Origin of the sequence: Paenibacillus daejeonensis DSM 15491 (assembly GCF_000378385.1) — a bacterium.
GTDB lineage: Bacteria > Bacillota > Bacilli > Paenibacillales > Paenibacillaceae > Paenibacillus_D > Paenibacillus_D daejeonensis.
The window spans coordinates 1-26,042 of sequence record NZ_KB899661.1; the positions used below are offsets into that span (position 1 = coordinate 1).

Sequence of the window (26,042 nt, forward strand, 5' to 3'; positions counted from 1 at the left end):
GATCGATCCATAATGCCCAGCACTTGACTCAACACGTTTCGCTTCGTTATGCTAACCATAGAGGTTCCTTTCCGTCTTGTCTTCCTAACATTACGGTAAAGGAACCTCTCTCTTTTGTAAAATTTCCCTTCGGGCTAACATGTGAACTTCTTTGCAAGATTACTGCACAAACCCACCACGCGACCTCTGTAGCGCACCTTTCTTCCTCTATTCGCTCGCTCACCCACCACGCGACCGCTGCAACACACCTTTCTTCCTCTATTTCCCCGCACTCCCACCATGCGCCCGCTGCAGCACACCTTTCTTCCTCTATTTACTCACACCCCTGCACCGCGACCGCTGTAGCACACCTTTCTTCCTCTATTTGCTCACAAACCCGCCACGCGACCGCTGCAACACACCTTTCTTCCTCTATTTCCCCGCACTCCCGCCACACGCCCTCTGTAGCACACCTTTCTTCCTCTATTTGCTCACAAACCCACCACGCGCCCGCTGCAACACACTTTTCTTCCTCTATTTGCTCACAAACCCACCACGCACCGGCTGCAACACACTTTTCTTCCTCTATTTGCTCACAAACCCACCACGCGCCGGCTGCAACGCAAAAACAGCTGTTTTCCAGGTAGGGAAAACAGCTGTTTTTGTTTACTGCATGATATGCAACTCGCGGGAGATGCCTGCTCAGGCTACAGCACCGCCAGTTCGCACAGGATTAAATGGTCAGTTCTTCAAGTGGCTTGGCGTTGCCGTAAGCCGGGGCAGCCGTGCCGACAGGAGCAGCCCAGTCTACCGCATTGGCAATGACGCGCTGGACATCCGTATTGTAATAGGTCGGGAACGTCTCGTGCCCCGGACGGAAGTAGAAAATCCGCCCTTTGCCGCGTGTCCAGCAGCAGCCGCTGCGGAATACCTCGCCGCCTTCGAACCAGCTGGTGAAGACCAACTCATCGGGTGCAGGGATATCAAAGTGCTCGCCGTACATTTCTTCCTTGGGCAGTTCGATGTATTCGCCAATGCCGCGGACAATCGGATGACCCGGTTGTACGACCCACAGCCGCTCTTTCTCTCCCACATCGCGCCATTTGAGATCGCACGAGGTGCCCATCAGCTTTTTGAAGATTTTCGAAAAATGGCCGGAATGCAGCACAATCAGCCCCATGCCTTGGAGCACACGCTGATACACCCGCTCCACAATCTCTTCCTGAACTTCACCATGTGCCGTATGGCCCCACCACAGCAGCACGTCGGTTTCCTGCAGCCGCTCCTCGGTCAATCCATGCTGTTCTTGATCGAGCAAAGCGTAAGTTACGGTATGGTGCTCGGGCAATGCCGAACCGATGGCCTGGTGGATGCCATCTGGATAGACCTCACGGACTGCCGGGTTTTTCAACTCATGACGGTATTCGTTCCAGATCGTTACTCTTACGGGTTGGTTCATTCGATTATCCTCCTGTTATGAGTAGTATCAGGTCAGTCGTTCAGGTAGCCCGCAACGCCCTGATCCATCAGGTAGGACATCTCGGCCTCCAGAATCGTGTCTACGGCCAATTCACTGAGCTGGACATCTCGGCGCTGAACGATGTAGTCAACCAGATCGTCGATATCAATATCCACTTCGCCTTTTGTCTTGGATGCCGCCTGCTCAATGTAGGCCTGCTCATGCTTCAGAACCAGTTGAATATCCCCGGCCTGTTCGCCTGTCTGGTCTATAATATATTGCAGCAGCTCGCGCTCATTCACCGGTGTGTCGGCCTCGTGCCGTTTGCTAGTCATTCGTTTGGTTACCTCCACAGTTATCATGCCTGACCGCCCTATTGTACACCCAATCCCCGCGCCCTACAAGGGTCTGAAAACGATTAACAGCCCCCAAATCCGCGAGGCGGGTTTGGGGGCTGCTATTAGCAGAGCTCGGAAGCGTCACATTAGAATGCTGCAGCCAGCTCCTGTGCTTTTTTCAATCCTTCACCAACGATGGTTTGGGCTTGATCCGGCAGTTGGTTGTGGCCTTCCACGACCAAAACCTCCGGATTGTCGATGCCGATGAAGGCCAGGATGGTCTTCACGTAGTTAAGCGACATTTCCATCGCTGCCATCGGCTGCTCGCTATACATGCCGCCGCGCGCCTGCAGCAAGATGACTTTTTTATCCTTCACAAGACCTACTGGACCTTCGGCCGTGTATTTGAACGTTTTGCCCGATTGCAGCAGATAGAAGAGATAGGTCAGCAGCTGCGCAGGAATCGTGAAGTTCCAGAGTGGGAATGCCAGCACGATCTTATCTGCTCCGAGGAACTGATCCAGATACGTATTCGAGAGATCGGCTGCCTTTTGCTCAGCTGGTGTCGTCTCGATGCCTTTGCCCAGCTTGAAGAGGCCGTTCATCATATCATTATCGAAATATGGCAGGTCCGCCTCAAACAGATTCAGCTCAGTGACGATATCGTCAGGGTTGCTGGCTTTGTAAGCATTCAAAAATTGCTCATAGAGCTGTACAGTTACGGATTGCTCGGACGGACGGTTATTTGCTTTAATAAATAGCACTTGTGCCATGAAATGGTTTCTCCTCCTGATGTTGAATCTCTTTTTATGTTAATTACTTTTTTATAGTAACAAATCTTTCATAGCTTGTCTACCCCTCGACTGTTCATTGGCGTGATCTTCCTCCGATTCAGCTTCTGTGTTACCATAGATTGAACTATTATCCCAGTCAATGGAGCGATGTAAGCCCATGGATTCCGCCATTCAGAACTATATCGTCATCGTCTCGATCTCCGGTGTCCTGCACATGCTGCTCGTCATCTACGCCCTGACTGTCAAAACCAATTTCTCCGGCATTCGCACCTTTGTATGGATGTGCATCTTCAGCAGTATCTATACCTTCGGTTTCGCCTTTGAGCTGGCCAGCAACTCACTTGCCGAGGCCAAATTCTGGATTGCCATAGAGTATCTTGGCATGCCTTATATTGCTCCTTGCTCTCTTATGCTTGTCCTTCATTATGTCAATCTGGAGCGATACCTGACCCGGCGTACGATCGGAGCACTTCTCACCATCCCCGCCATCACCAGCTTAATGGTTGCCACTAACGATTGGCACCATCTGTTCTACCAATCCATCAATGTTCGGGATAACTCACCAACTGTACTGATTGATGTTGTTATTGGCCAATGGTATATCGTTCACGGCAGCTACACGTTTGCCTGCCTACTGGCCGGTGGCCTCATCTTGATTCGGCACTGGAAACGAACCTATCGCATTCAAATGGCAACGATTCTGGCCACGTTATATATTCCAATGCTGGGCTCCTTGCTCTACCTGCTGGGTCAATCCCCTTATGGCATGGATCCGGTACCTATCATTATGAGCTTCACATCTACACTATATATTGGCGCGATTCTCTCAACCGGTATGCTCCGCGTCTCACCCATTGCCCGCGAAAAGATATTCGAAACGATGCGCGACGCCGTCCTTGTGCTGGATCGCGAAGGGCGGATTGGTGATTACAATCGTTCAGCTGCGCGCCTGCTGCCAGGGCTGGGTGAAGGGACACTCGGCAAACATCTTTCGATTCTTACCATTCCCGAGATTGAGCAGGCTATTCCTGCAACGGAAAACCATGCCGCACAGGAATTCAAGCTGGAGCGTACGATTCAGGAGCAGCTCCGCCACTACCAGGTTCGTATTTCGCCCTTACTGAGCCGCAAGAGTGAATTGATCGGCCGCACGATTATTTTTACGGATGTGACTGAACAAATGACGCTTCATAACAAGCTGCAACGTCTTGCCACAACAGATGGGCTGACCCAATTGTACAACCGGACTCACTTCATGGAGCTTGCATCCCGCTTGCTCGTCTCCTCTGTTCAGACCAACGCTCCGTATGCTGTCATTCTGTTCGATATCGATCATTTCAAGCAAATTAATGACAGCTATGGTCATGACACCGGTGACGCAGCTCTTCGCCATGTCGCAGCAGTGTGCAGGGCCCTGCTCCGAAGCGGCGATCTGTTTGCACGCTATGGTGGGGAAGAATTTGTCGTCGCCCTCTCCGGGGTTTCCCCCGAAGGCGCCGCTCTGCTGGCTGAGCGACTGCGACGAGCCATTGAAAATTCTCCGCTAGCCTCCGAATCAGGCGATCTGTCCATGACCGCCAGCTTCGGAGTCTGTATCCGCGAGACAGAGAGTGAACTCTCAGAACTTGTTCAGCAAGCCGATCAGGCACTATATGCTGCCAAACGGAATGGCCGCAATCGCGTCGTCCGTTTCAGCGGGGGGCTTCCGTCTGCTTCCTCTGGCGGGGAACAACGCGGGTGAATTGACTATTTTGCGAACCTTGCCTCCGGCATGTACATATTCTACTCACGGATAATCTTGTACAAATGGAGATGAGAATGTGCCGCTGCCCACAATTGATGTCTTGATTCCGGCCATCGAAAAAGACCTGGGCACCCTGCCCCGTGTCATCGATAGCGTCCGGGCCATGGTTCGTCACCCCATCGGCCGATTCCTGATCATCGCGCCCGATACGCCCCGCATGCGCCAGCTGTGCGCAACCAAGAGATGTACGTTTGTCCATGAACACACCGTACTGCCGATTACCAAGAGCGACATCCATTACCGTTCCGCACGATGGGAGCGTTCAGGCTGGCTGTATCAGCAGCTTCTGAAGCTGGGGGCGGAGAAGCTGGTTACCGCGTCCTACTATTTTGTCATTGACGCCGATACCATTCTTATCCGGCCCCATCATTTCCTTACACCGGAGGGCAAGACGATTTTCTACACGCGCAATTGGAGTCAACCCGAGTATTTTGTGACCTACCGCAAGCTGATGGGACGAGAGCCCGCCCGCACGTCCTTCGTCACCCACTACATGCTCTTTGAACGCGCCAAGGTGCGGCAGATGAAGCAGAAAATCGAGGCCCGCCATGGCATGAGCTGGTACCGGGCTATCCTGAAGAGCATGAACCGCAAAAAGCAGTTCGCTTTCTCGGAGTTTGAAACCTATGCCAACTATCATATCTCCTCTTCTCCAGGAAGACATGTCCTCAAGCCTGCCATGAATCGCAGCTTCCACCTGCATCCTTCTCAGCTCGCCCCTGCCCGATTGCGGCAGCTGGCACTTCGCTATCGCTCGCTCTCCTTTCATAAACGCAAGGATTATTCCCGGTAAGGGACCAATACCCCATTCCTCGTAATCTCAGATCGCTCTGCGCCCCTTATGTAACCTTTCCTTGGATGAAACGTATGTAAATGTATCTATGACGGACATACGGATCCCAAAGGAGGCTACTATGATGTGGGTTGCCACAATTATCGCCGCGGTCGTCTTGCTCGGTGTCATCGCCATCTACAATACGCTGATTGCAGCACGTAATAAGGTACAGGAGGCCTTTGCCGCCATCGATGTGTTCTTGCAGCAGCGCTTTGACGCACTCAGCCAGGCAGCGGAAGCAGTCGCCGCGTATACAGACCATGAGCGGGAAACGCTGATGGCCGTGACGTCTCTGCGCAACCAGGCCCAGGTCGCCCGCTCCACGGATGACAAAGTTCAGGTCTATTCCGAGATGGAGGGTCTGGCGGGTGGCTTGCGCCTGCAAGCCGAAGCTTATCCGCAACTGCAGGCGAGTGCCAATTACGTTCATTTACAAAAAACGATCAACGATCTTGAGGAGAAGCTGTCAGCCAGCCGGAGAACCTTTAACAGCCGTGTCACCCGATACAACACGTTAATTGAGACCTTTCCCCTCAATCTCCTGGCAGGCGCGATGAGCTTTCGCCGCAAGGATCTGCTGGAGGTCTCGCCAGCCAAGAAACAAGACGTTGATCTGCGCTCGATTCTGAGGGGCTAACTAATGTTTCCTGCCAAACACAATGTGCTGGGCGCCCTACGGGGCAGGCTGCCCCGGCTGGAGGAGGAACGCGCGGCTTACCTGCGAACCTTCCGAATTGGTCTTCTGACCATTCTGACCGCAGCTGCCATGACCGCGATTGTCTTCGCCAGCGGCATCCCTGAAGCGATCGCAGTTACTGCCATTGTGGCCATCGTCACCATTATTGTGATGGTGATTCGCATGCGCCGCCAGTACAGCCTGTATCGTGAAGATTTCAAACAGCAGATCGTACGCGGGACCGTGCGGGAACTGATTGAGAACTGCCAGCTACCAGGAGAGACCTCGGAGTATAGCTATGCTTGGGCTTATCACCCGGACAGCCGCATCAGCGACGGACACATTGATGATTGCCTGCTGTTCGACGAACGTATTGATCGTATCTATGGCGAGGATCTGATCACTGGCCGGCTGGGCCTGACCGACTTTGAGCTCTCAGAGCTGGAGCTTGTGCGGATCGAGAGGCGAAATAATGGCAAGGGCCAATCCACCACTCGGCATGTAACCATCTTCAAGGGCGTGTTGTTTGTGGCTGATTTCCACAAATCATTTCGCGGCGTGACCCTCCTGCTGGCCAATGGCTGGCTCGGTACGAGCGGTTTTTTTAACAAGGTGGGCAACTCCGTCTCTAATCTGTTCTCCAAGCAGAAGATCACCAATATCGACCTGGAGAATCCGGACTTCAACCGCTACTTCGACACGAACACGTCCGATGAAGTAGAAGCCCGTTATCTTCTCTCCCCCAACTTTATCGAGCGCATCCTGGCTTTCAAGTCCTGGCACGATCAAAAAGTCGAGTTTGCTTTTGTAGGCTCGCGCATGTATGTGGCGATCTCCTCCAGCGACAAGTTTTTTGAACCCTCTGTCAGACAGCCGACGGAGCAGCAATTCGAGCGTATCTACGAGGAATTGTATTTCTTCTTCTCCCTCATCGAGCACTTTGACCTCAACACCCGGATTTGGAGCAAATCCTGATCGCCAATGTAGCTTGATTAACCGCCAGCAGACGGGTCTGCTGGCGGTTTTTGGCTATGATTTTCAGTTTGTTGTCGATTCACGGTCTCTAACATTAAAAAAAATTCATGAACCTCTCCCTTTCTCTCTCAAAATCCGCTAGAATAGAGACATATTCGTCATTTCCTGATTCTACCGCTTGCGGCAAAGAGCCTCGCTCGGTCGAAGCGCGCGAAACATTTGGCGATATCTGGCGTCTAAACTCATATCTGTACATAAGCAAACTATAAGCAAGACGGAACGGAGGATTATGTGTTTATGCGTGTAGTCTGGAAACAGCTCGGTCTGCTCATGCTGCTTACGGTCATGGTCGCCGTCTTCGCGGGGGCTGTACAAGCCGCTGCCGAGCCCTCAATCATTGTGGACGGCAAGAAGTTGGACCTGACGGGTGGAGCCCGTGTCGAAATCGTTGATGGCAATGTCATTATCCCCATTCGCATTGTAACGGAGAATCTCGGCTTCCAAGTTGGATGGGACGCGCAAACCCGTGGCATTTCCATTACAGAGGGCAGTCGGACGATTAACTTGACCGTCGGCAGCAAAACCGCCCTGGTTGATGGTGTGGAGAAGACGCTGCTAGCCGCACCTGTTCTCAAGAACGGTGTTACCGGCGTGCCGCTTCGCTTCGTCAGTGAGCAGATGGGAATGGATGTCGACTGGAATGATGCGACCAAGACCGCAAGCGTCAATCGGCCCGCGCCGCCAGCAGGCGACAGTGTAACCGTCACTGTGGACGACATTAGCCTGAATGGCCGTCAGTTGAAGATTGCAGTAGGTGGCAAGGTTGAACCTAAGGTATTCACGATGTCTGGACCGGAACGAATCGTCATCGATCTGCCGGGGACAAGCCTCTCTCGCGCCCTCGAAGACCGTTCCAGTCAAAAAGGTGTCGTCTCCATCGCTAACTCATCGGAGATTGCTGGCGTCCGTTATGCCCTGTTCAGCAATAGCCCCTCGACTGTTAGAGTCGTGATGGATCTTAACAGCGCTGCGCCTTATACGGTTACGCGTGGCAGTGCAAATGAAGTTCTCGTTGAATTGACAGGCGAGCCAACTCCAGGTACGGACATTCCCGGAACACCAGGCACTGGGCCGCAGTTGCCCCCAGTGACCCAGCCTGAGCCCCCGCCAGTAGCTTCCGGTAAGAAGCTGATCGTCATCGATGCTGGCCATGGTGGCAGCGATGCAGGCGCAGTTGGAGCGACTGGCAAGCGGGAGAAGGACGTGAATCTGGCAATTGCCCTGAAGGTTCAAGCACTGCTGGTGAACGACCCGCATTTGGAGGTTATTCTTACCCGTGATGACGATACTTTCATTGAGCTGGGCAACCGGGGGACCAAGGCGAATGAAGTCAAGGCCGATGCCTTTGTCTCGATTCATGCCAACTCCGTGAAGAACGCTCCTTCCGCGAACGGATCGGAATCGTATTATTACGAAGAAGCAAGCAAGTCCTTTACGCAAATCATGCACAAACATCTGCTGGAAGCGACAGGCTTCCGGGATCGCGGCGTCAAGCAAGCCAACTTCAAAGTTATACGTGATGCCAATATGGTGTCCGTCTTGCTTGAGACCGGCTTCCTCTCTAACGCTGCAGAAGAAGCAAAGCTGTTCACCGATGACATGCAACAGCGGATTGCCCAAGGCATTGTTGATGGTTTGAAAGAGTATTTTGGATTTGCCTGATTGCTTGAGATGCTTTATACTCCCCGGTAATGGGGATCGGCACCCATGCCTTGCGCCTCTGCTCTGCGGAGATGCAAGGCATGTTTTGTAGCTGGAGGAGGAAGGAGGGAACGCGCTTGGCAGAGATTAGCGATGCACTTGCCCATACGATTGTTCAGGCCGCCAAGGATGTCATCAAGCACGAAGTGAACTTCATCCGTACCGACGGGATTATTGCTGCGAGCACCTCGCCTGAACGGATCGGGATGCTGCATGGCGCTGCGCTGGAGGCTCTTGCATCCGGTCAGGTGTTGGAGGTTGAGGATCAGACGAAGTACGCCGGAGCCCGTCCCGGCATCAACTACCCCGTCGTCCTGGATGGCAAGCGTCTCGGGGTCATTGGCATCACTGGCGATGTGGAGGAATGCCGGCCGCTCGGTTATCTGCTAACCAAGATTACGGAGGTGCTGATCCGTGAGCAGTGGCTTGCCGAGGTGCGCCAAGGAGCGGATGAGTATAGGCATGCCGCGGTTCGGCGTCTCTTATTCGGGGAGAGCCAGGACCAGGTCGGACTCTCGGAGCTGCTCCGCCACTATGGGCTATCTGCCGACGCCCAAGCTTGTGTCTTGCTGATTGCACCCGCCAGAGAAAATGATTGGGCCCAGGGTGGCATCGCAGCTTGGATTCCCGAACTGCTGGAAGTGTCTGATACCCCTCTGTATGCTTATATGTTCCCGGACCGGTACGCCATCCTGCTGCCCGCTTCAGGATACGCAGCCATGCTGCGGCACATCCGCGTGCTGGCGGAGCGCGAGCGTCTGTGTGCGGGAATCGGTACGCTGCACAGCTGGGGGGAGCTGCCACTGGCGTACCGGCACGCCCAACTGGCCCTCCAACACGCCCTCGCGGGGGGCCAGCCGGTCTGCGAATTCCAGTCGCTGGGACTCGAGATGCTGCTGTCCCAGTTGCCGCAGCAGCAGCGGCGGGATTATGCCCGCCACCGTATCGGCCTCTTGAACGCCAGCGACCGGGAAACCTTGCGGCTCTACCAGGCGCATAACCTGTCCCTCAAGGAGACAGCGGAGGCGCTGTTCCTGCACAAGAACACGCTGCAATACCGCCTGGACAAGATTCATCGCACCTGCGGCCTCGACCCTCGCAACTATATCGACTCAGTCGAGCTGTACATCGCGCTCCTGCTCGACGATGAGGAGCGATGATGGCGTGGACGGTGTGAGCGGCTAGGCAGGCCATAGGGGGACTGTTTGGTGACCGCGCCCGGGCGATTGTACCATGCAGCAGCCCTTGGAGGCGGCGCTGTGGCCGGATAGGCGCAGGAGTCTCGCTGGCTGCACCATGCAGCCTCCCGCCACATGCACTCTGTAGCACACCTTTCTTCCTCTATTTGCTCGCACCTCCGCCTTCCGCCCTCTGTAGCACACCTTTCTTCCTCTATTTGCTCGCCCCCACGCCACACGCCCTCTGTAGCACACTTTTCTTCCTCTATTTGCCCGCACTCCCGCCACGCTTCCTCTGTAGCACACTTTTCTTCCTCTATTTACTCGCAACCCCGCCACACGCCGCCTGTAGCACACCTTTCTTCCTCTATTTGCTCGCACCCACGCCTTCCGCCCTCTGTAGCACACCTTTCTTCCTCTATTTGCCCGCACTCCCGCCACACGCCGCCTGTAACACACCTTTCTTCCTCTATTTGCTCACCCTCCCGCCACGCGCCCTCTGTAACACACCTTTCTTCCTCTATTTGCTCGCACCTCCGCCACCTGTGTCCGTTCTTCATGCGCATTTGCACACCCACACCATTGTTACACATACTAATAATGTATCTAAATTCCTGTTACGAAGAACCAATCACTTCCGCTGGCTTTCCGCTATAATGAAGAGTAAATCTACTTACTACACCATCCATATCAGGAGGGATAGCCATGAAGGTCATCATTGCTATTGATTCGTTTAAGGGCAGTATTTCTTCATCCGAGGGCGGGGCTGCTATCGCTGAAGGGATTAAGCGCGTTTATCCGGATGCGGAGACGGTTGTTCTGCCGCTTGCGGACGGAGGGGAAGGAACAGTGGAGGCGCTTGTCAGCGGCAGCAGTGGGCAGCTGCGCACCGCGTCCGTGACAGGTCCACTTGGCGAGCCAGTCGATGCGATCTACGGCATCATGGGTGACGGTGAGACAGCGGTGATCGAGGTTGCGGCCGCATGCGGCTTGCCCCTGGTCAGCCCAGAGCGGCGAAATCCCACACTGACAACAACACGGGGCGTCGGTGAGCTCATCCTGGATGCAATGGAACGGGGCTGCCGTTCATTTGTGATTGGTTTGGGCGGGAGCGCTACGAATGATGCCGGGATCGGCATGTTGCAAGCATTAGGTTACCGGTTCGTCGATGATAGCGGGCATGAGGTTGGCGAAGGGGGCGGCGCTTTGGCACGTATCGCGCAGATCGATGCTTCCGGCACTCGGCCAGAGCTGACGTCCTGTACCTTTCGCGTTGCCTGCGATGTCGACAACCCGCTCTATGGCCCGGACGGTGCAGCCTATATCTTTGCACCGCAGAAGGGCGCGGATGCCGCGATGGTCGAAGCACTGGACCAGGGACTGCGCCAATACGCCCGGGCGGCGGAGGCCCATCTGGGCCACGACATCGCAGGTATCCCTGGCGCTGGCGCGGCCGGCGGCCTGGGTGCAGCGCTAGTGGGGTTTCTTCGTGCGGAGCTGCTGTCCGGCGCGGAGCTTGTACTGGACAGCCTGGGCATTGAGGCACAGCTGGCCGATGCCCAGTTCGTCATCACCGGCGAGGGCCGGCTGGACGGCCAGACCTCGCGGGGCAAGGCGCCGCTTGGCGTCGCCCGGCTTGCCAGCCGCCACGGCTTGCCTGTGATTGCGCTCGCAGGCAGCGTGGGCTCAGAAGCCAGCGCGCTCAATAGCCAAGGCGTCAGCGCGCTCTTCCCAATTCTCAGCGGACCTATGACGCTGGAAGCGGCCATGGATCCGAAGGCGACGGCTGCGCACTTGCAGGGCACGGCGGAGCAGCTCTTCCGTCTAATTCAGGCAACAGCAGGTGCCAGCAGCTAGCAGTGAAGAGCCAATCTCTCATCCTCAACTGAGGATAAACCAAACAACAACAAAGCCAGCCCCGGCCTCGTGATGAGTGTGTGGGGCTGGCTTTGTTCACTTCTCGTGATGAGTGTGTGGGGCCGGCTTTATTCACGTCTCATGATGAGCGCGTGGGGCTGGCTTTACTAAGGTCGGAATAGTAGTGTGTGCACCTTCATCGCAACACTGCTATGGACGGTAAATTTTGAAGAGTGCTTGGGTGCCTTTGTCCTCGTAGCCCTGTTCGGACAGACGCTTGTACAGGGAGTGGGCGAGCGCCAGACCCGGTGTGTCCATGCCCATCTCGCGGGCCGATTCCAGAGCTATTCCCATGTCCTTGATGAAGTGCTTCACGTAGAAGCCTGGCTCGAAGTCGCCATTAATGATGCGCGGTCCCAGATTGCTAAGCGACCAGCTGCCCGCCGCGCCGCTCTCAATGCTGCCCAGCACGGTCTTCGGGTCGAGTCCGGCTGACTCGGCATAAGCCAACGCTTCGCAGACGCCCATCATGCCGCTGGCAATGGCGATCTGGTTGCACATCTTGGTGTGCTGGCCTGCACCCGGCTTGCCCTGCAGGACGATGTTCTTGCCCATCAGCTGCAGCAACGGCAGCACGTTGTCATAGTCCTGCTGGTCCGCACCGACCATGATGGACAGTGCCGCATTGCGCGCGCCTACATCGCCGCCGGATACCGGCGCATCCAGCGCGGATTGGCCTTTGGCTTTGGCCGCTTCATATATCTTCTCAGCCAGCAGCGGGCTGGACGTCGTCATGTCGATCAGAACTGCGCCTTCCCGGGCATTGGCGATGATGCCGTCTTCGCCGAGATAGATATCTTCCACATCTTTGGGGAAGCCCACCATGGTGATGACGACGTCACAGGCAGCTGCAAGCTTGCCTGGCGTGTCATGCCATACCGCGCCGTCGTCTACCAGCGCTTGTGCCTTCTCGGCCGTGCGCGTGTAAATGTGCAGCTCCGCTCCCGCTTTGGCGATGTGACCTGCCATGCTCTTGCCCATTACTCCGATGCCGATAAACCCTACCTTAGTCCCCTCTGCTTGCCATGTCATATGAAATTCCTCCTCTAAAATATGATCCCGCCGCCTTAGGCGATCGGTTTACCGCAAAGACTGCCGATACTGCTTGGGCGACATCTCCACGAATCGTTGGAAGGCCCGGTTCAGGTTGCGCTCCGAGTAGCCCACCATCTCGGCGATCTCCGATACACTGTAGTCGGTTTCCTTCAGCAGCGACTTGGCCTTCTCTACTTTAAACTTCATCAGATACTCGATAAACGAAATGCCCATCTCCCGCTTGAACAAGCGACTGAGATACGAAGGGCTGACCTGCACCAGTTCAGCGCACTCCGACAGGGAATGCGAAGTCGCCGGCTGACTGGCGATATAACTGCAGACGCGTTGGACGATGAGCTTGGACGAATGATTGCGAATCTCATCCACCACTTGCTGGTACAGCGGGAAGAGAACACTGCCGAACCAGTCATGAACCTCTTGCGCGCTCTGACATTCCTTGAGCTGATCGAACAGGTTGTCCCCCAGCAGTCCGGCGAGACCGGGTCCTTTCTCCTCCAGCGACTGCACGATGGCCGACAGCAGCACCTGGTAACACTGGAAGATAATATTGTAGGACTCGGAAGCCCTCACCCGCGCTGAGAACTGCCGCAGCGCTTCCTCGGCTTGTGGCAGATCACCGCTCCAGAGGAACTCCACCATCTGCTCCTCCATTTCGCGTGGATACAAGAATACCGGCTGACGCTCAGCCTGTATCATATCCTCATAGAAGAAAACCGTCTGATCCGCTTGGAACAGCCGATGCTGCAGTGCCTGCTGGGCTTCCTTGTACGAATCATGGAGCTGCGTGAGCGGCACTGCGCTGCCGATGCCCGTCGATACAGAGAACGACAGGTAGCGCTGCAGCGCGTCGCGCACTTGTTCGCCGTAGCCGGCAACCTGCTGCCGGACCTCCGGCATGGAACGCTCCGGCGGGAATCGGAAGATCGCGATCGCTTCCCGGTCATCCTTGTCTACAACGTAGCCATGTACATCCGGCAGCTGACCGATCAGCTCCGACATGACGTTTTTTACCGCAAAGACAATAACCGGCCCTTCACTGGGCAGGAACCGCTTCTCCCGCATCAGATTCTCTACCTTGGTAACGAGCACCACGTAGTGACCTGTGAGGGGAATGCCATGCTTGCGGCTCTCTTCTTCGAGCGATTGCTTCCCTGACAGCCCGCCGGGCTTGAGCAGCTGCAGCAGCATGCGGTCCCGCAGATCGGGCTGAATGTTCCGGACATACCGGTTCAGCGACTCCGTCTGATCATTGAGATAACTGAGACACGAGCGGATATACTCGATCTCATCGAGCTTCCCTGACTCGTCGCCGCCGCTCTTGCGCAGATGCTTGCCATACTGCGTCAGCTGCTGGATCGGGTTGTAGACCATTCGGGACACGAGCAGGCTGAGCAGAATACCGATCAATAGGAAGATCGACACCGAGACGAAGATCAAGACGCGAATCCAGCTCAACTGGTCCGTCATCGCCTGCTTGGGGAGCTGGGAGATGTAAGTACGCCCCTGCGCAGTCCTGGACCATGCCACCAACTGCTCTTCCTCGCCATCCGTGATGAAATGGTTGGTGGTGCGTTCATCCGATATAGCGGCTTGAATCACCGGATCGGATAACCGCTCCCCCGACATGCTGCTTCCCTCGGAGTCCAGAATCATTCGCCCATTCGCCGCTACAATCGCCATGGACTGACCTGAGATATCTACCAAGTAGCTTCCCAGCACTTCCTCCCGAATCTGCAGCATCAGCACGCCCTGTGTTTCCTCGGTGCTCATGATCGGCAGCTTGCGCACATAGCTCAGAAACCCGCGCTGGCCGGAGTCGGACAAATAGATCCAGCCTGCAAAGCCCGGCATCTCCATCGCTTCGTATACATCCTCCGCGCCGTAATAGTCACCCATGCGCGCCAGTCCATAGTGATGGGTAAGTGCCATCTGCGACTGCTCATCATAGAAAATAATATCCTGAATCAAATTGTTGGTATTCTTATACAACAAGAACAAATCCAGCATGTCCAACTGACTCAAGTAATCTGTCGGATAGCTATCCATACCAAGGGCTTCCCGCATCTGACTGCTGCTCGAGAGCTGAAGCGACATGTGCTCAATGCCGGTAAACAGATTTTCCATACGGTCTACCATCATATGCAGTGATTCTTGATTATCTCTCTGAAACTGCGTCGTCAGCTCACGCATGGAAAAATGGTAATATGCCGTTCCGGCCAGAACGAGTGGGAGGGTCACGGAGATACAGCCCAGCCATATGAGCCGTTGCCAATAGTTATGTGTTGGCAGCAGATTAATCAGACGTGTCTTGATGCGTTTCCATAGCTGCTTCATCGATCTCCCCCGCTTCCTCTCCCACTAGTATAGCAAATCTCCGGGCAGCGGGTGTAAGACCTCGCGGACTACTGCGCTGCAGCCGGGCTAAACCGAATGCACTCCCAGACCTCCAGCCGCGGCAGCGTGAGGTATACTGAAGTGCCACGCCGCTCAATGGCAAGCCCGTTTCCATCAATCAAGCCCTCCGCTGTATACGCACTGCCCGTATCCGGCAGCTTCAGCTCAATCTCGATGTCATGCAACGGCAATGTAGTTGCCAGCGGCCGCCTCCCGGCCCCATTGACCAAGTGTAACAGCCAGTCTTCGCCCTTGCGGAACAAAGTAATCTGCAGCCCATGATAGGCTGTAACCCGTACTTGCCGATCCTCTCCAAGCAGCGACACGACACTGTTGGAGAGCAGCTGGTAGTGCTCGCCCAGCTTGAATTCATTGATGAGACGGCTGAGCTGGAACGGGAAGTATAGCGTGCTACCCTTGCCGTGCGTCCGACGCACAGCCAGCGGCAGGTCAGAGTGCGACACCGGCAGCGAAGCGCGCTCTGGCGGTGCGCCGACACTCTCTAGTGGCGAGAATGGCGGTACCAGCGTAGCCAGCACTTCCGTTTGCTCATCCAGCGGACGGCAGTAAGTGACGATGCCCCGATGAGGAATCAGCTCGGTCTGCTGGAGTCCAGCCTGCAGCGGATTCTCCTCGCCGCTCCCCTTTTCAAAGCGCAGGTACGAAGCCAGCAGCTCCTCGCTGGTGTAGCGCTCTTCTGCAATGCCCAATAGCCCCGGCAGCCCTGTGGCTTCATCCGGCAACTCACCCTCGGCGATGACATGCCCGCCAGCTTGGACATAAGCCTCCAGCCGCTGGGTAAATTCCGTCGTATAGAGATAACCCTCCGGTACAATAATGACCCGGTAGGCGGCCAGACGTTCGGCCGTCGCCTGCTCCGGCAGCAGCACATCGAAGAGCAGTTGATTATTGATCAGTCCGTCTGCCCAGCCTTCTGCGGAACGGTCCGCATTCCACAGCAAGGCGGTCTGGGAGGCTGGCTGTGCCTGATGCATGTAGCCTTCGACCTTGGCGGCATTGTGATTCAATTCGCCAACGACATCCAGAATCCGCTTATCGGTAATGGTCTCCGGCACGCCCGTCAGGGAATGCCAGATCTGACCGCCATGGGCAGGAATCTGAGCCAGCCAGAACCGGTACTCCGCCGGCGGCAGTCCGGTATGACGCCAATCCATCCCCGGGCAGGAATGTACGATACCGAGAGGGGCTGGCCGATCCGGAAGCGAACGGCCGAGCTTGATACAGAGCGCCGGCTTCCAGAACTCGGGGATGTGTGCATGACCGAGCGACAGCACATCTTGCGGCTCGATGCAGAGCAGATCCGTCGTCTCGATCCGCTCATAGATATTGTCCCGGTACAAATTATAGTAGAGAATCATCGGCACTTCAGGACGCGTGTCCTTGATCAGCTTGTACTTTCTCTCCATCGTGTCGCGGATGCAGCGTGAAGCGAAGTCCGGCTCCAGCTCCTTACCAGTCTCGGGCAGCGGCTTGTTGTAGAGAGCCTCATATTTGCTCTGGCAGCGACGGCAGCGACAGAACATATAATGTGGCGCGTTGAAGAAGATGCCATCGATATCATAATCGCTCAGCACTTCCCGGAGTACCGGCTCAGCAACATCCTCATTGCGGTAGCCGCTATTTAAACAGGTATTCATGAGCAGCGACCAAGGCCCCGGCCGATTGGCTCCGATAATCTCAGGCTCGCCGTCCGCTTTGCGGACAAACCATTGCGGACGCTGAAGGAACACCTGATCCTCCGCCTTACTGAAGTCGAAGCGTGCAATGAATTTGACACCTTCTTCATGACAAGCCTCAATCACATCGCGCAGCAGATCCGTATCCTTCGGCAGATGTTCATTTACCGTGTGATACGGCACTCGTGATGGGTACCAGGCATAGATGCCGCCGACGTTGAAGACCATGGCATTGGCACCCAGGTCCTTGATTTGACGCGCCAATTGGCGCGGATTAATCTTCGCCGTATCCAGCACCTGCAGATTCGGCTGAATAATACGCAGCGGCTCGTTCTGCCACGTCCCATCCTTGCTTAAGAGCTCAGGCATGTTCTTCCCTCCATGCGGCAAGACGCCGTGCAGACGGCCTTAGTTGGCCCGTCTGCTCTCCGGCGTCTCGCTGAATTTGGTTCATCTTGGCTTGCAATTATTGATTGTGGAAGTTCTCGTATGCTTCTGCCATCGTCTGATATGCTTCCTTCATGTCTGGCAGGTTGTTAAGCATATCTACATGAGCCTCGAATTCTTCCATTGTGATTTGACCAACAACCGCCTTGGTGTACATGTTGTTAAATTCGCTTTCGTATTTCGGCCAGGTGTTGATCCAAGTTTCTGTAGCTGTGTACGTGTTCGGGCTGATTTTACCGACTTCATCGAAATGCCCCACTTGTTCGATCTTGGCATCATTATAAGCCTTGTCGCCCGAGGCGCTAATGACTTTGCCGTATTTGTTGTAAGTCAGGACACCTACGCCTTTACTTGTTGTATTGACTTCTTTTGCACCTTGGTCTGTCAGGATTTTCTGACCGTCTTCTTCCGTATAATGTACGCCTTCAATACCATAGTAGGAGAAGTCAGACACTTCTTGAGAAGCCGTCAGTTCAAAATAGTCCAGCAAACGCCATACTTTTTCCTCTGGCACCTTCTTGGAGATGTAGAAACCACCAGCTACGCCAGTTTCCAGAGCAACGGCATCACCTGCTGGTCCTTGGAGGTGAAGGTTAAGAATTTTGGCATCTTCCTGCCCGGACATGCGCATGGCTTCTTCAAAGTCATAATCCCACCAGATCGGACGACCGTAGGATGCAGCGCGGTTCGTCTTGAACAGCTCTTCTGCCTGCGATTCCTTCATAACTGCAAACTCCTGGGACATCAAGCCCTGCTCATAAAGGCTGCGGAACCATGCTGTCATCTCGATGCCTTGCGGTGTCAGACGCGGCGTAATCAATCCGCCTTCATCATTGTAAGTTGGATCGAATAGACCAAATCCGACCTGGAACGCGGCGAACGGATCGTTCACATACAGCAGTCCTACCGTATCGCGTCTGCCGTTGCCGTCAAGGTCAGCATCGACAATTTGTTTCAGTGTCTCTTCATATTCATCAAATGTGGTTGGGACAGGGAGGTCCAACTGCTCCAGCCAGTCCTGACGAATCTTGATGCCGCCATCAATCCGCGAGCGGGAACGCGGCAAGCCATAGACTCTGCCGTCAACGCTCAGATATTTCAAGGCATCCTCGGCCAGATTATCTCTGAGGTTCGGGTAATCGCTCATGTCGCCCAGGAAGTCGGTGAGATCCCAGAACGCGCCGTTCTTGATCGCTCTCAAGAAGGTTGGACGATTGTTGAATTGATAGGCTACAACTTCTGGCAGGTCACCCGATGCCAGCATGAGGTCAAGCTTGGCGTTCAGGTCACCGGATGGTACCCATTCCACATCCAGCTTGGAGTTGGTCATGCGCTCCCATTCCGTCCAGTACTCATTGTTCATATCCGGAATTTCATTGTAAAGACCTGCGAACATCTTAATGCTTACTGGTTCCTGTTCACCCGTCTCCTGATTTCCTGTAGAGGCACCTGTATTACCCGGGTTGGTCGACGGTGTATTATTTGTTCCTCCACTACATCCTGCTAGCAATGTTGCAGCCAGTACAAATGATACCCCGGCATGCATCCCCTTTTTCCATGTAAACATCGCTTGTCATCCTTTCTGTAATGAAATCCTATGCTGCGGAACGGCCCCTTGCCGCTCCCGTGTCTTCATCTTAGCTCCGCCTGATCAGGCGTCCTACAGACAATCCATGCCATGCGACGCGAGGACAAATTCTGTCCCTCCAGGAGCCGATGAAGCCTTATCGCTCCTGGTTTTCCGGGAACAGAGGTCAAATATTGTCCTGACGATTTATGTCCGATTTTTAGCCTTTTACCGAGCCCAGCATAACCCCTTTGGCGAAATGCTTTTGTAGGAATGGGTAAACCAGGAGGATCGGCAACATCGAGAGGACGATGGTGGCCATCCGAATTGTCTCCTGTGGGACCACAGCTTCGTCACTGGAGCCGGCCTGGGCAACAGCACCGGAATTTCCATCGATGACGAGTGTTTTGACAAAGAGCTGCAAAGTCCACTTACTTGAGTCAGATAGATAGATCAAGGCATTAAAGAATGTGTTCCAGTGCATGACCGCGAAGAACAACGTAAAGGTTGCAATCGCCGGCTTGGACAGCGGGATGACAATTCTCAGGAATACTCCCATGTCCGAAGCGCCGTCAATTTTGGCCGCTTGCTCCAGCTCACCCGGTAGTGAATCCAGGAAGCTCTTGATAACTATCAAGCTCCACGCATTGGTCAGTGACGTCCAGATGAGCGCCCAATAGGAGTTCAGCAATCCCAGTTCCTTGACCAGCAAGTAGTTCGGAACAATACCGGCGCTGAAGACGAGTGTAAAGATGACCATGCCCATAATCGTTTTATACCCGGGCATTGTACGCTTCGTCAGGCCGTAGGCCATCGTGAAGGAAACCACAATATTAAGAATTGTACCGAACACCGTAATGTACAAGGTACTGTACAGGGCATTCAAGAAGCTGTTGGTCGACAGGATATACCGGTACGATTCCAGTGACCAGCTGTCAGGAAACAGATAGAACTTAAGCGGAACATAGGTCTTGGGATCGGTAAACGAAACGCTGAACACGTAGAAAAACGGAAAGATACAAGCCAGGGAGATGAGTGCGATCAGGATGTAGTTCACCCAGTCGAACAGGGTCAGCCCTTTCTTTTGTACGAAGCTCATTGGCCGAAGCCTCCTTGTTCGATTTTAGTAAATGCCCTCGTAACCCATTCGTTTGACAACCGTATTGGCTATGACGATCAGGACAAGGCCTACAAGCCCTTTGAAAAGTCCGACCGCAACACCGATACTAATCTGTCCATTCAATATACCAAAGGTATAGGCGTACGTATCGAACACCTCGGCCACGGACATAACCAGCGGGTTCATCATCAGCAAGATTTGCTCGAAGCCTGTATCCATCATGTTGCCCAATCTCAGAACAAGCAGAATGACGATGGTCGGACGAATTGCAGGCAACGTAACATGCCAGATCTGGCGGAACCTCGACGCTCCGTCAACCACTGCCGCTTCGTATCGCGAAGGGTCAACGCCAGCCATCGCTGCCAGGAAGATGATGGTGCCCCATCCTGCTTCCTTCCACATGACCTGGGCCGTGATGAGACCCCAGAAATAGTTAGGATTCGAGAGGAACGAGATCGTATTGCCTCCTGATTCGGCTATCAGCTTATTGACGATTCCGATATCAGCGGACAGAACGAAAAAGGTCATACTCGCCACGACAACCCAGGACAGGAAGTGAGGCAGATACACGATCGACTGATTGAAGCGCTTGAAGGCTTCATGTCGGATTTCATTAAGCATCAAAGCCAGCAGGATCGGCACCGGGAAATGGAAGACAAGGCCGATCAAGTTAATCATAAACGTATTGCGAAGCATGATATAAAACTTGGGATCGTTGAACAAATCCTGAAAGTGAGCAAACCCCACCCACTCGCTTCCCGAGAATCCCAAGTACGGATTAAAATCCATCAGGGACAAAAGCAGCCCCCACATCGGTACGAATTTGAACAAAATAAAGAATAACAGGCCAGGCAGGATAAGCAAGTAAATGGTCTTATGCTGCTTGACACGCGCCCATAGTCCACCATGCGCAGGAACCTTGGTCGGATTAGGCGGTTTTACCGCACTCGGTACAGTGTTTGCTGATTTCATTGCTTAGGCTCCTCGCTTGGTGTGACGTCTCCCCGCTCGATCCGGATCGCCTCGTAGCGTCCTTCACAGCCGATCTCCACTACGGTTCCGGCTGCGGTATGTGCAAGGTGAACCTCTTGTCCAGTCTTGAGCGAATAAGCTCTGGCCTGGGGAGGAATCCCTTGAAGTATATAGCGCACCGGCTGAAGCGGCAGTGCCTCGGTATAGGTCGTGCCGTTGAAGCCGGACAGATTAACCAGTTGCAGCAGCAAATCTGACTCCCCTGTGGTCCCTTCAATGCGATGCACAAAGGTCTCAACGACAGACGGCGCATCGGTCTGCAGTGTCAGTTGTCCTTGCAGCAATTGCTCCAGGACATCCGTAACCGCATACTTGTGATCCTCATATCCATGGCGGTAATACAAGGCCCCTGGTGCGAAGGCGTAGCTAGCCGCACTGCCATGTCCCGATCCGCCGCGAATCAAGGCCAGACCATAACGACCGCTGCTCTGATGACCATATGCACGCTCTGGCGGACCGAACGTAGCGGATTCAATGTAAGGCAGCAGCTGTTCTGTCGCTTCGTCTTCATAATGAAGCACCGCAAACTTGTCACTGCCGATGATCCAGCCTCTGCCCTCCAGATTGCGGAACCTCTCTGCATCCGAAGTGTCAAAGTAGGAGGCGGTTACATCCTGCTCAATCGCTGAGCATTCAGCACCGAACAGTCGCTTCAGAGCAGCCGTGTCTTCGGTCAAAGCCAGCCCTGTACCGATCAGATGAATGCCAGCCTCCCAGAGCGAATCCAGCGCATCCACTTGATCTCCCTCCAGCTTGTGTACGCCTGGCAGAATCACGGCTTTGGCCTGCCGCAGCTGCTCCAGTTGCGGGATGATCCGCTCCTGTGTGACGACCGTGAATGGGATGTGCCGTTCCTTCAGCATTTTGAAGATGCCCAGGTATTCATCGCGTGCCGGCCCATGGTCTGGCTTGATGAGCGTTACGTCATAGACAGGCCGTAAGCGGTCGAAGACATCCTGATGCTGATGGTGAAACCGGAAAACCTCCTGCGCGGAAGCGAAATTCGCCCGGTCGGGGTATCCTTCAAACACGCCGATAATACAGAAATCAAGGTTGGAGCCGTTCGCCAGGTTCTCGTATAGCCGCACTTCGTTTTCATGACGGGACACCCCGGTAAACCGATAGTTGAGATCAATGGCGTTAATGCTGCAATTGCTGGCCCATTTATCGGAGTAACTTCCCTCCACTGAAACCACATTTTCGGAAGCGGAATACAACCATAGCGGATAAGGCCGGCTCAGCGCCGTGTTCGATTCTTTGCGTACCAGGTCCACTTTATGGGGATGATACGTACAGATTGCGACATCCGGCCGTTTGGCCTTCACCATATCGTGAATACGCTCGAGCACTTCCCGCGCTGTGAATTCCTGGAATTTCCTGTATGTCCCATGCAGCGGATGGTTAGCTCCATCGTACGTGGTCAGATCCTCACCGCTGTATTCTTGGAAACGCCGCTTACAGTTCTCGCAATAGCACGGACCATAGAAATTGCCGCTGTAGTCCCAGTGCTGATAGCCGAACATATTGAAGAAGATGCCGTCCACTTCATAGTTCGAAATGACCTCGTCTATCATTTGTAGCGACAGTTGCTGCTGATATTCGCTGTTCAGACAGGTATGCACGATACCATGATAGTTGACTTCCCTGCCGTCCCGTGTGCGGTAGAACCATTCAGGGTTGCTTTGGAAAAGACTCTCGTGTGCCTTGCTGAAATCAAAGCGGCCAATGAACCGCATACCTTGCTGATGTGCTTTCTCTACGGCTTCTCCCAATAGATCCTTTTTTAAGTATGGAGTCTTATATTGGAAGGGCAGCTTTGTTGGATAAAAAGCAAACATTCCCCCGGCATTCATCATTAATGTATTGGCTTCGTATTTCTTCAACTCTCTCATAAGTAAATCGACGTCTAGGTCGGCATCGATTTCACGCAGATTATTTTGAATCATACGCAGCCTGTGTCCTGTCCACCAAGTCATACCGTATCCTCCTCTGCCATTCGTTGCACTAATTATATAAAGACTCTGGCAGGCATCCCACAGACAGTTTTTGCAGTAATCATAGTGCAAGTTATGACCCAAGATCCAACTGCTCGAAACTGAACATTGCCCGGGAAATAGCGACTTTAGACAGTCCTCTTGGTTCTCAGACAAAAAACGACTGCAAAAGATGTCCGAACTCGAATCTGTCCAATGACAGGTGATGCGTCCCAAATAAGTAGCCAGTCCGATCAATGATTACCCTCGTCTTGCATACTCATCTAAGGGGAGGATAAATCGAATTTGTGACATGAGGTAGCGATATGGGTCAAAAAATGATGCCTTCGGTTAATAATGCATGTAGCCGATTAAAATGAATAATTAGGAGTAGATTAAATATACGCTATTGGAGGAGATACAGATGTTGAGTGCGAGTCCTTTTATTATTGTGGACAGTGTGCGGGATGCGCTGGATTACTACCAGCCCATCTTCGGCGGAGAGATCAAAATCCTCAATGAAAACAAAGGCACCATTTATCATGCGGAGCTGCATCTGGGCAGCAGCTTGCTGCATTTTGCTTTTTCGTATAATCGCATCCCTAAAGGGGAGAACGTCCGAATCATCATGCAGTTCGATAACGAAGAGGAAATCAAAAACGTTTTTGAATTGTTGGCGAAAGAAGGATCGATTGTTGTGCCGCTGGAAGACACCTTTTTCGGCGCTCTCCATGGGGAAGTCATCGATGCTAAGAATGGCATCTGCTGGGTCCTCAATCATTTCCGCTCGTAGAATAGAAGTGGCTGTAATGAAAGAATACACAAAGAAGCCGTCCACTCCAACCTGGGAGGAACGGCTTCCTTTGATATGCAGCTGGAAATCATCGTTTAAAAGCCGCCCCATGTCGAAGACCAGTGGGCAAATGTACCTCAGATGAAATTTCCTCCCAGGATTGCAGGTCCGTTGAGCGATAGGTACTGTAGAAACGTTCATGAAATCCGTCCACCAGCATGATCCACTCTTGCCGGCCATTCCGATCAATGGTGTAGAGCGTTGGCCCCTCCGTCAGCGGAGCGGTCAGCAGACCCGACATGTTCATGATTTCCGGACGATCACTGCCATCCTTGGCAAAGCTGCAGGAGCGGATCGCCTTATAATCGGTCCCGGGCTCATTCACACCACGCTCATCCTTGAAGAGCATAAAATACGATTCGCCCATATCGGTAACACAGGCATCAATGACATTGTACCCGGGATCAAAAAATAATGCCGCCTCCGTGAACGTTTCAAAATCCTTGGTGGTCACGGACCAGATTCGATGATTGCGCGGCCCTTCGCCAACGGTCGAAGACCAGAATATCCGGTACGCCTCTGCTCCCTCATCATAGAAAATTTCCGGTGCCCACGTATTCTGGGTCTGCGGCAAATGCTCCATAACCGGAATCAGCTTTGCCCCTTCCCAATGCAGCAGATCTTTGGAGCTTGCATAACCAATACTCCGGCTGTTCCAGCCGTCGGTCCACACCAGATGATAGATTCCGTCCAGTCCGCGTATAATAAATGGATCACGAATTTGAGTCGTACCTACTGGGGAGGCGAAGACTGCCTGGCCCCCATGCCATTCTTGCCAGTCATACCCGTCTTCGCTTCCAGCCAGATAGAGCTTCTCATCCTCTGTCTTGAAGTAACTGAACATCAACATACCCTACGCCCACCCTTTCCATTGGTTCTTACTGGAGCGATTGTATCATAAGGCTCGTCCTGAGAACACTATCCACTCCGGGTTGTGTTGTACGATTCGACCATGTACAATATAAAATATAGTAGCTCACAAAATGAATTGAGACTTCGTTCCGCATAACGGGGTACGTCCTGCTCACATTCGCACCTTCAAGGAGGCGATTACGACGATGTCTTCACCATCTCATACGATACCTTTGTCTTTGCTAGATCTGGCGCCCATCACGCAAGGCAGTACGGCAACCGAGGCTTTTGAGCACACGCTCGATCTCGCCCGCCATGCCGAGGATTGGGGATACAACCGCTATTGGCTAGCGGAGCATCATAATATGCCGGGCATCGCCAGCTCCGCAACTTCGGTTGCGATCGGATACGTAGCTGGCGGCACGAAGCGAATCCGCGTCGGCTCCGGCGGCATTATGCTGCCTAACCATGCGCCACTCATGATTGCCGAGCAGTTCGGCACGCTTGAATCCATGTATCCCGGACGCATTGATTTGGGCCTTGGACGCGCTCCCGGTTCGGATCAGCCAGCAGCCCGGGCGATCCGGCGCGGCCTGACGGCGGGAGGTCACGACTTCCCCGAGCTGCTGAGCGAGCTTCGCGCTTATCTGGATCCCACAAGAGAAGGCCGGGCTCCGGGCGTACGGGCAGTGCCCGGTGAGGGACTGGACATTCCGATCTGGCTGCTTGGCTCCAGCGGCTTCAGCGCCCAGCTGGCAGGACAGCTTGGCCTGCCATTCGCGTTTGCCAGCCATTTTGCACCGGATTACCTGCTCCCTGCTCTGGATCTCTATCGCAGCAACTTCCAGCCTTCGGGAGCACTGACCGAACCTTACGCCATGGTCGGTGTCAATATCATCGTGGCCGAGACGGATGCCCAGGCCCGTTACCTGGCGACCTCGCAAGAGCAGCAATTCCTTAATCTGATCCGCGGCGGCACCAGTCCGCTGCTGCCACCGGTCGATGATATGGATGCGCTCTGGAGTGCCCAGGAGAAGGCGCTGGTGCGCGGCAAGTTCGGCTACTCCATTGCCGGCAGCGAAGAAACCGTAGCCACCCGCCTGCGCGCGATCCTCAAGGAGACGGCGGCGGATGAGCTGATTGTGACCGCCCAGATCTATGATCACAAGGCGCGCCTACGCTCGTTCGAGATGCTGGCGGAGATCTGGAAGACGCTCTAATCTGGTTAATAGTGCACCCCACACGGCTTGTCGTGTGGGGTGTTTTGTTGGAGTGAACGCTTGGAGGGAGTCCGAGCAAATAGAGGAAGAAAGGTGCGCTACAGTGGGCGCGTGG

General features: G+C 54.1%; 20 protein-coding genes. 9 read left to right on the top strand and 11 right to left on the bottom strand.

Annotation, left to right across the window (positions count from 1 at the left end; translation table 11 throughout):
* Positions 1 to 712 precede the first annotated feature (712 nt).
* The 3 genes from F556_RS0111250 to F556_RS0111260 all read right to left on the bottom strand — a co-directional run bounded on the left by F556_RS0111250 (position 713) and on the right by F556_RS0111260 (position 2,549).
* Positions 713 to 1,438, bottom strand: coding sequence for a ThuA domain-containing protein (locus F556_RS0111250; RefSeq protein WP_020617053.1), 726 nt, complete (start codon positions 1,436 to 1,438; stop codon positions 713 to 715).
* 32 nt (positions 1,439 to 1,470) lie between these two features.
* Positions 1,471 to 1,773 (bottom strand): hypothetical protein, encoded by a 303-nt coding sequence (locus F556_RS0111255; RefSeq protein ID WP_020617054.1) that lies wholly within the window; start codon positions 1,771 to 1,773, stop codon positions 1,471 to 1,473.
* Between the two features lie 149 nt (positions 1,774 to 1,922).
* Complete coding sequence (locus F556_RS0111260; protein ID WP_020617055.1) at positions 1,923 to 2,549, bottom strand: FMN-dependent NADH-azoreductase; 627 nt, start codon at positions 2,547 to 2,549, stop codon at positions 1,923 to 1,925.
* A 178-nt stretch (positions 2,550 to 2,727) separates the two neighbouring features.
* On the opposite strand from F556_RS0111260, the gene F556_RS33725 reads away from it, so the two are divergent.
* From F556_RS33725 to F556_RS0111295, 7 genes are all read left to right on the top strand, one after another.
* Positions 2,728 to 4,311, top strand: coding sequence for a histidine kinase N-terminal 7TM domain-containing protein (locus F556_RS33725; RefSeq protein ID WP_020617056.1), 1,584 nt, complete (start codon positions 2,728 to 2,730; stop codon positions 4,309 to 4,311).
* A 79-nt stretch (positions 4,312 to 4,390) separates the two neighbouring features.
* Entirely contained in the window at positions 4,391 to 5,167 is a 777-nt protein-coding gene (locus F556_RS0111270) for a DUF6492 family protein (RefSeq protein ID WP_020617057.1), read from the top strand.
* Positions 5,168 to 5,291: 124 nt separating this feature from the next.
* Positions 5,292 to 5,846: a LemA family protein gene (locus F556_RS0111275; protein ID WP_020617058.1), complete on the top strand. Its 555-nt coding sequence runs from the start codon at positions 5,292 to 5,294 to the stop codon at positions 5,844 to 5,846.
* A 3-nt stretch (positions 5,847 to 5,849) separates the two neighbouring features.
* Positions 5,850 to 6,860, top strand: a complete 1,011-nt coding sequence (locus F556_RS0111280; protein ID WP_020617059.1) for a DUF3137 domain-containing protein — start codon at positions 5,850 to 5,852, stop codon at positions 6,858 to 6,860.
* Positions 6,861 to 7,157: 297 nt separating this feature from the next.
* Positions 7,158 to 8,582: an N-acetylmuramoyl-L-alanine amidase family protein gene (locus F556_RS0111285; protein ID WP_020617060.1), complete on the top strand. Its 1,425-nt coding sequence runs from the start codon at positions 7,158 to 7,160 to the stop codon at positions 8,580 to 8,582.
* Between the two features lie 116 nt (positions 8,583 to 8,698).
* On the top strand, positions 8,699 to 9,781 hold the full coding sequence (locus F556_RS0111290; protein WP_020617061.1) for a CdaR family transcriptional regulator: 1,083 nt from the start codon (positions 8,699 to 8,701) through the stop codon (positions 9,779 to 9,781).
* 723 nt (positions 9,782 to 10,504) lie between these two features.
* Positions 10,505 to 11,656 (top strand): glycerate kinase family protein, encoded by a 1,152-nt coding sequence (locus tag F556_RS0111295; RefSeq protein ID WP_020617062.1) that lies wholly within the window; start codon positions 10,505 to 10,507, stop codon positions 11,654 to 11,656.
* Positions 11,657 to 11,866: 210 nt separating this feature from the next.
* On the opposite strand, the gene F556_RS0111300 is transcribed toward F556_RS0111295, so the two are convergent.
* The 7 genes from F556_RS0111300 to F556_RS0111330 form a co-directional block, all read right to left on the bottom strand.
* Positions 11,867 to 12,769, bottom strand: a complete 903-nt coding sequence (locus F556_RS0111300; protein WP_281167904.1) for an NAD(P)-dependent oxidoreductase — start codon at positions 12,767 to 12,769, stop codon at positions 11,867 to 11,869.
* 27 nt (positions 12,770 to 12,796) lie between these two features.
* On the bottom strand, positions 12,797 to 15,106 hold the full coding sequence (locus F556_RS0111305) for a helix-turn-helix domain-containing protein (protein ID WP_020617064.1): 2,310 nt from the start codon (positions 15,104 to 15,106) through the stop codon (positions 12,797 to 12,799).
* 68 nt (positions 15,107 to 15,174) lie between these two features.
* A complete protein-coding gene (locus tag F556_RS0111310) occupies positions 15,175 to 17,232 on the bottom strand; it encodes an alpha-amylase family protein (protein ID WP_020617065.1) in 2,058 nt (685 codons plus the stop codon).
* 97 nt (positions 17,233 to 17,329) lie between these two features.
* On the bottom strand, positions 17,330 to 18,877 hold the full coding sequence (locus tag F556_RS0111315) for an extracellular solute-binding protein (RefSeq protein WP_020617066.1): 1,548 nt from the start codon (positions 18,875 to 18,877) through the stop codon (positions 17,330 to 17,332).
* Between the two features lie 220 nt (positions 18,878 to 19,097).
* Complete coding sequence (locus tag F556_RS0111320) at positions 19,098 to 19,976, bottom strand: carbohydrate ABC transporter permease (RefSeq protein WP_020617067.1); 879 nt, start codon at positions 19,974 to 19,976, stop codon at positions 19,098 to 19,100.
* 24 nt (positions 19,977 to 20,000) lie between these two features.
* Complete coding sequence (locus tag F556_RS0111325) at positions 20,001 to 20,969, bottom strand: ABC transporter permease (protein WP_020617068.1); 969 nt, start codon at positions 20,967 to 20,969, stop codon at positions 20,001 to 20,003.
* Positions 20,966 to 23,005, bottom strand: coding sequence for an alpha-amylase family protein (locus F556_RS0111330; protein ID WP_020617069.1), 2,040 nt, complete (start codon positions 23,003 to 23,005; stop codon positions 20,966 to 20,968). The genes F556_RS0111325 and F556_RS0111330 overlap by 4 nt, the downstream gene beginning before the upstream one ends.
* Before the next feature lie 421 nt (positions 23,006 to 23,426).
* On the opposite strand from F556_RS0111330, the gene F556_RS0111335 reads away from it, so the two are divergent.
* A complete protein-coding gene (locus F556_RS0111335) occupies positions 23,427 to 23,795 on the top strand; it encodes a VOC family protein (RefSeq protein ID WP_020617070.1) in 369 nt (122 codons plus the stop codon).
* A gap of 88 nt (positions 23,796 to 23,883) precedes the next feature.
* Here F556_RS0111335 and F556_RS0111340 read toward each other — a convergent pair whose 3' ends face one another.
* Positions 23,884 to 24,705, bottom strand: coding sequence for a glycoside hydrolase family 43 protein (locus tag F556_RS0111340; protein ID WP_020617071.1), 822 nt, complete (start codon positions 24,703 to 24,705; stop codon positions 23,884 to 23,886).
* 208 nt (positions 24,706 to 24,913) lie between these two features.
* Between F556_RS0111340 and F556_RS0111345 the strand changes: the two genes are divergently transcribed.
* On the top strand, positions 24,914 to 25,927 hold the full coding sequence (locus F556_RS0111345; protein WP_020617072.1) for an LLM class flavin-dependent oxidoreductase: 1,014 nt from the start codon (positions 24,914 to 24,916) through the stop codon (positions 25,925 to 25,927).
* Positions 25,928 to 26,042 lie beyond the last annotated feature (115 nt).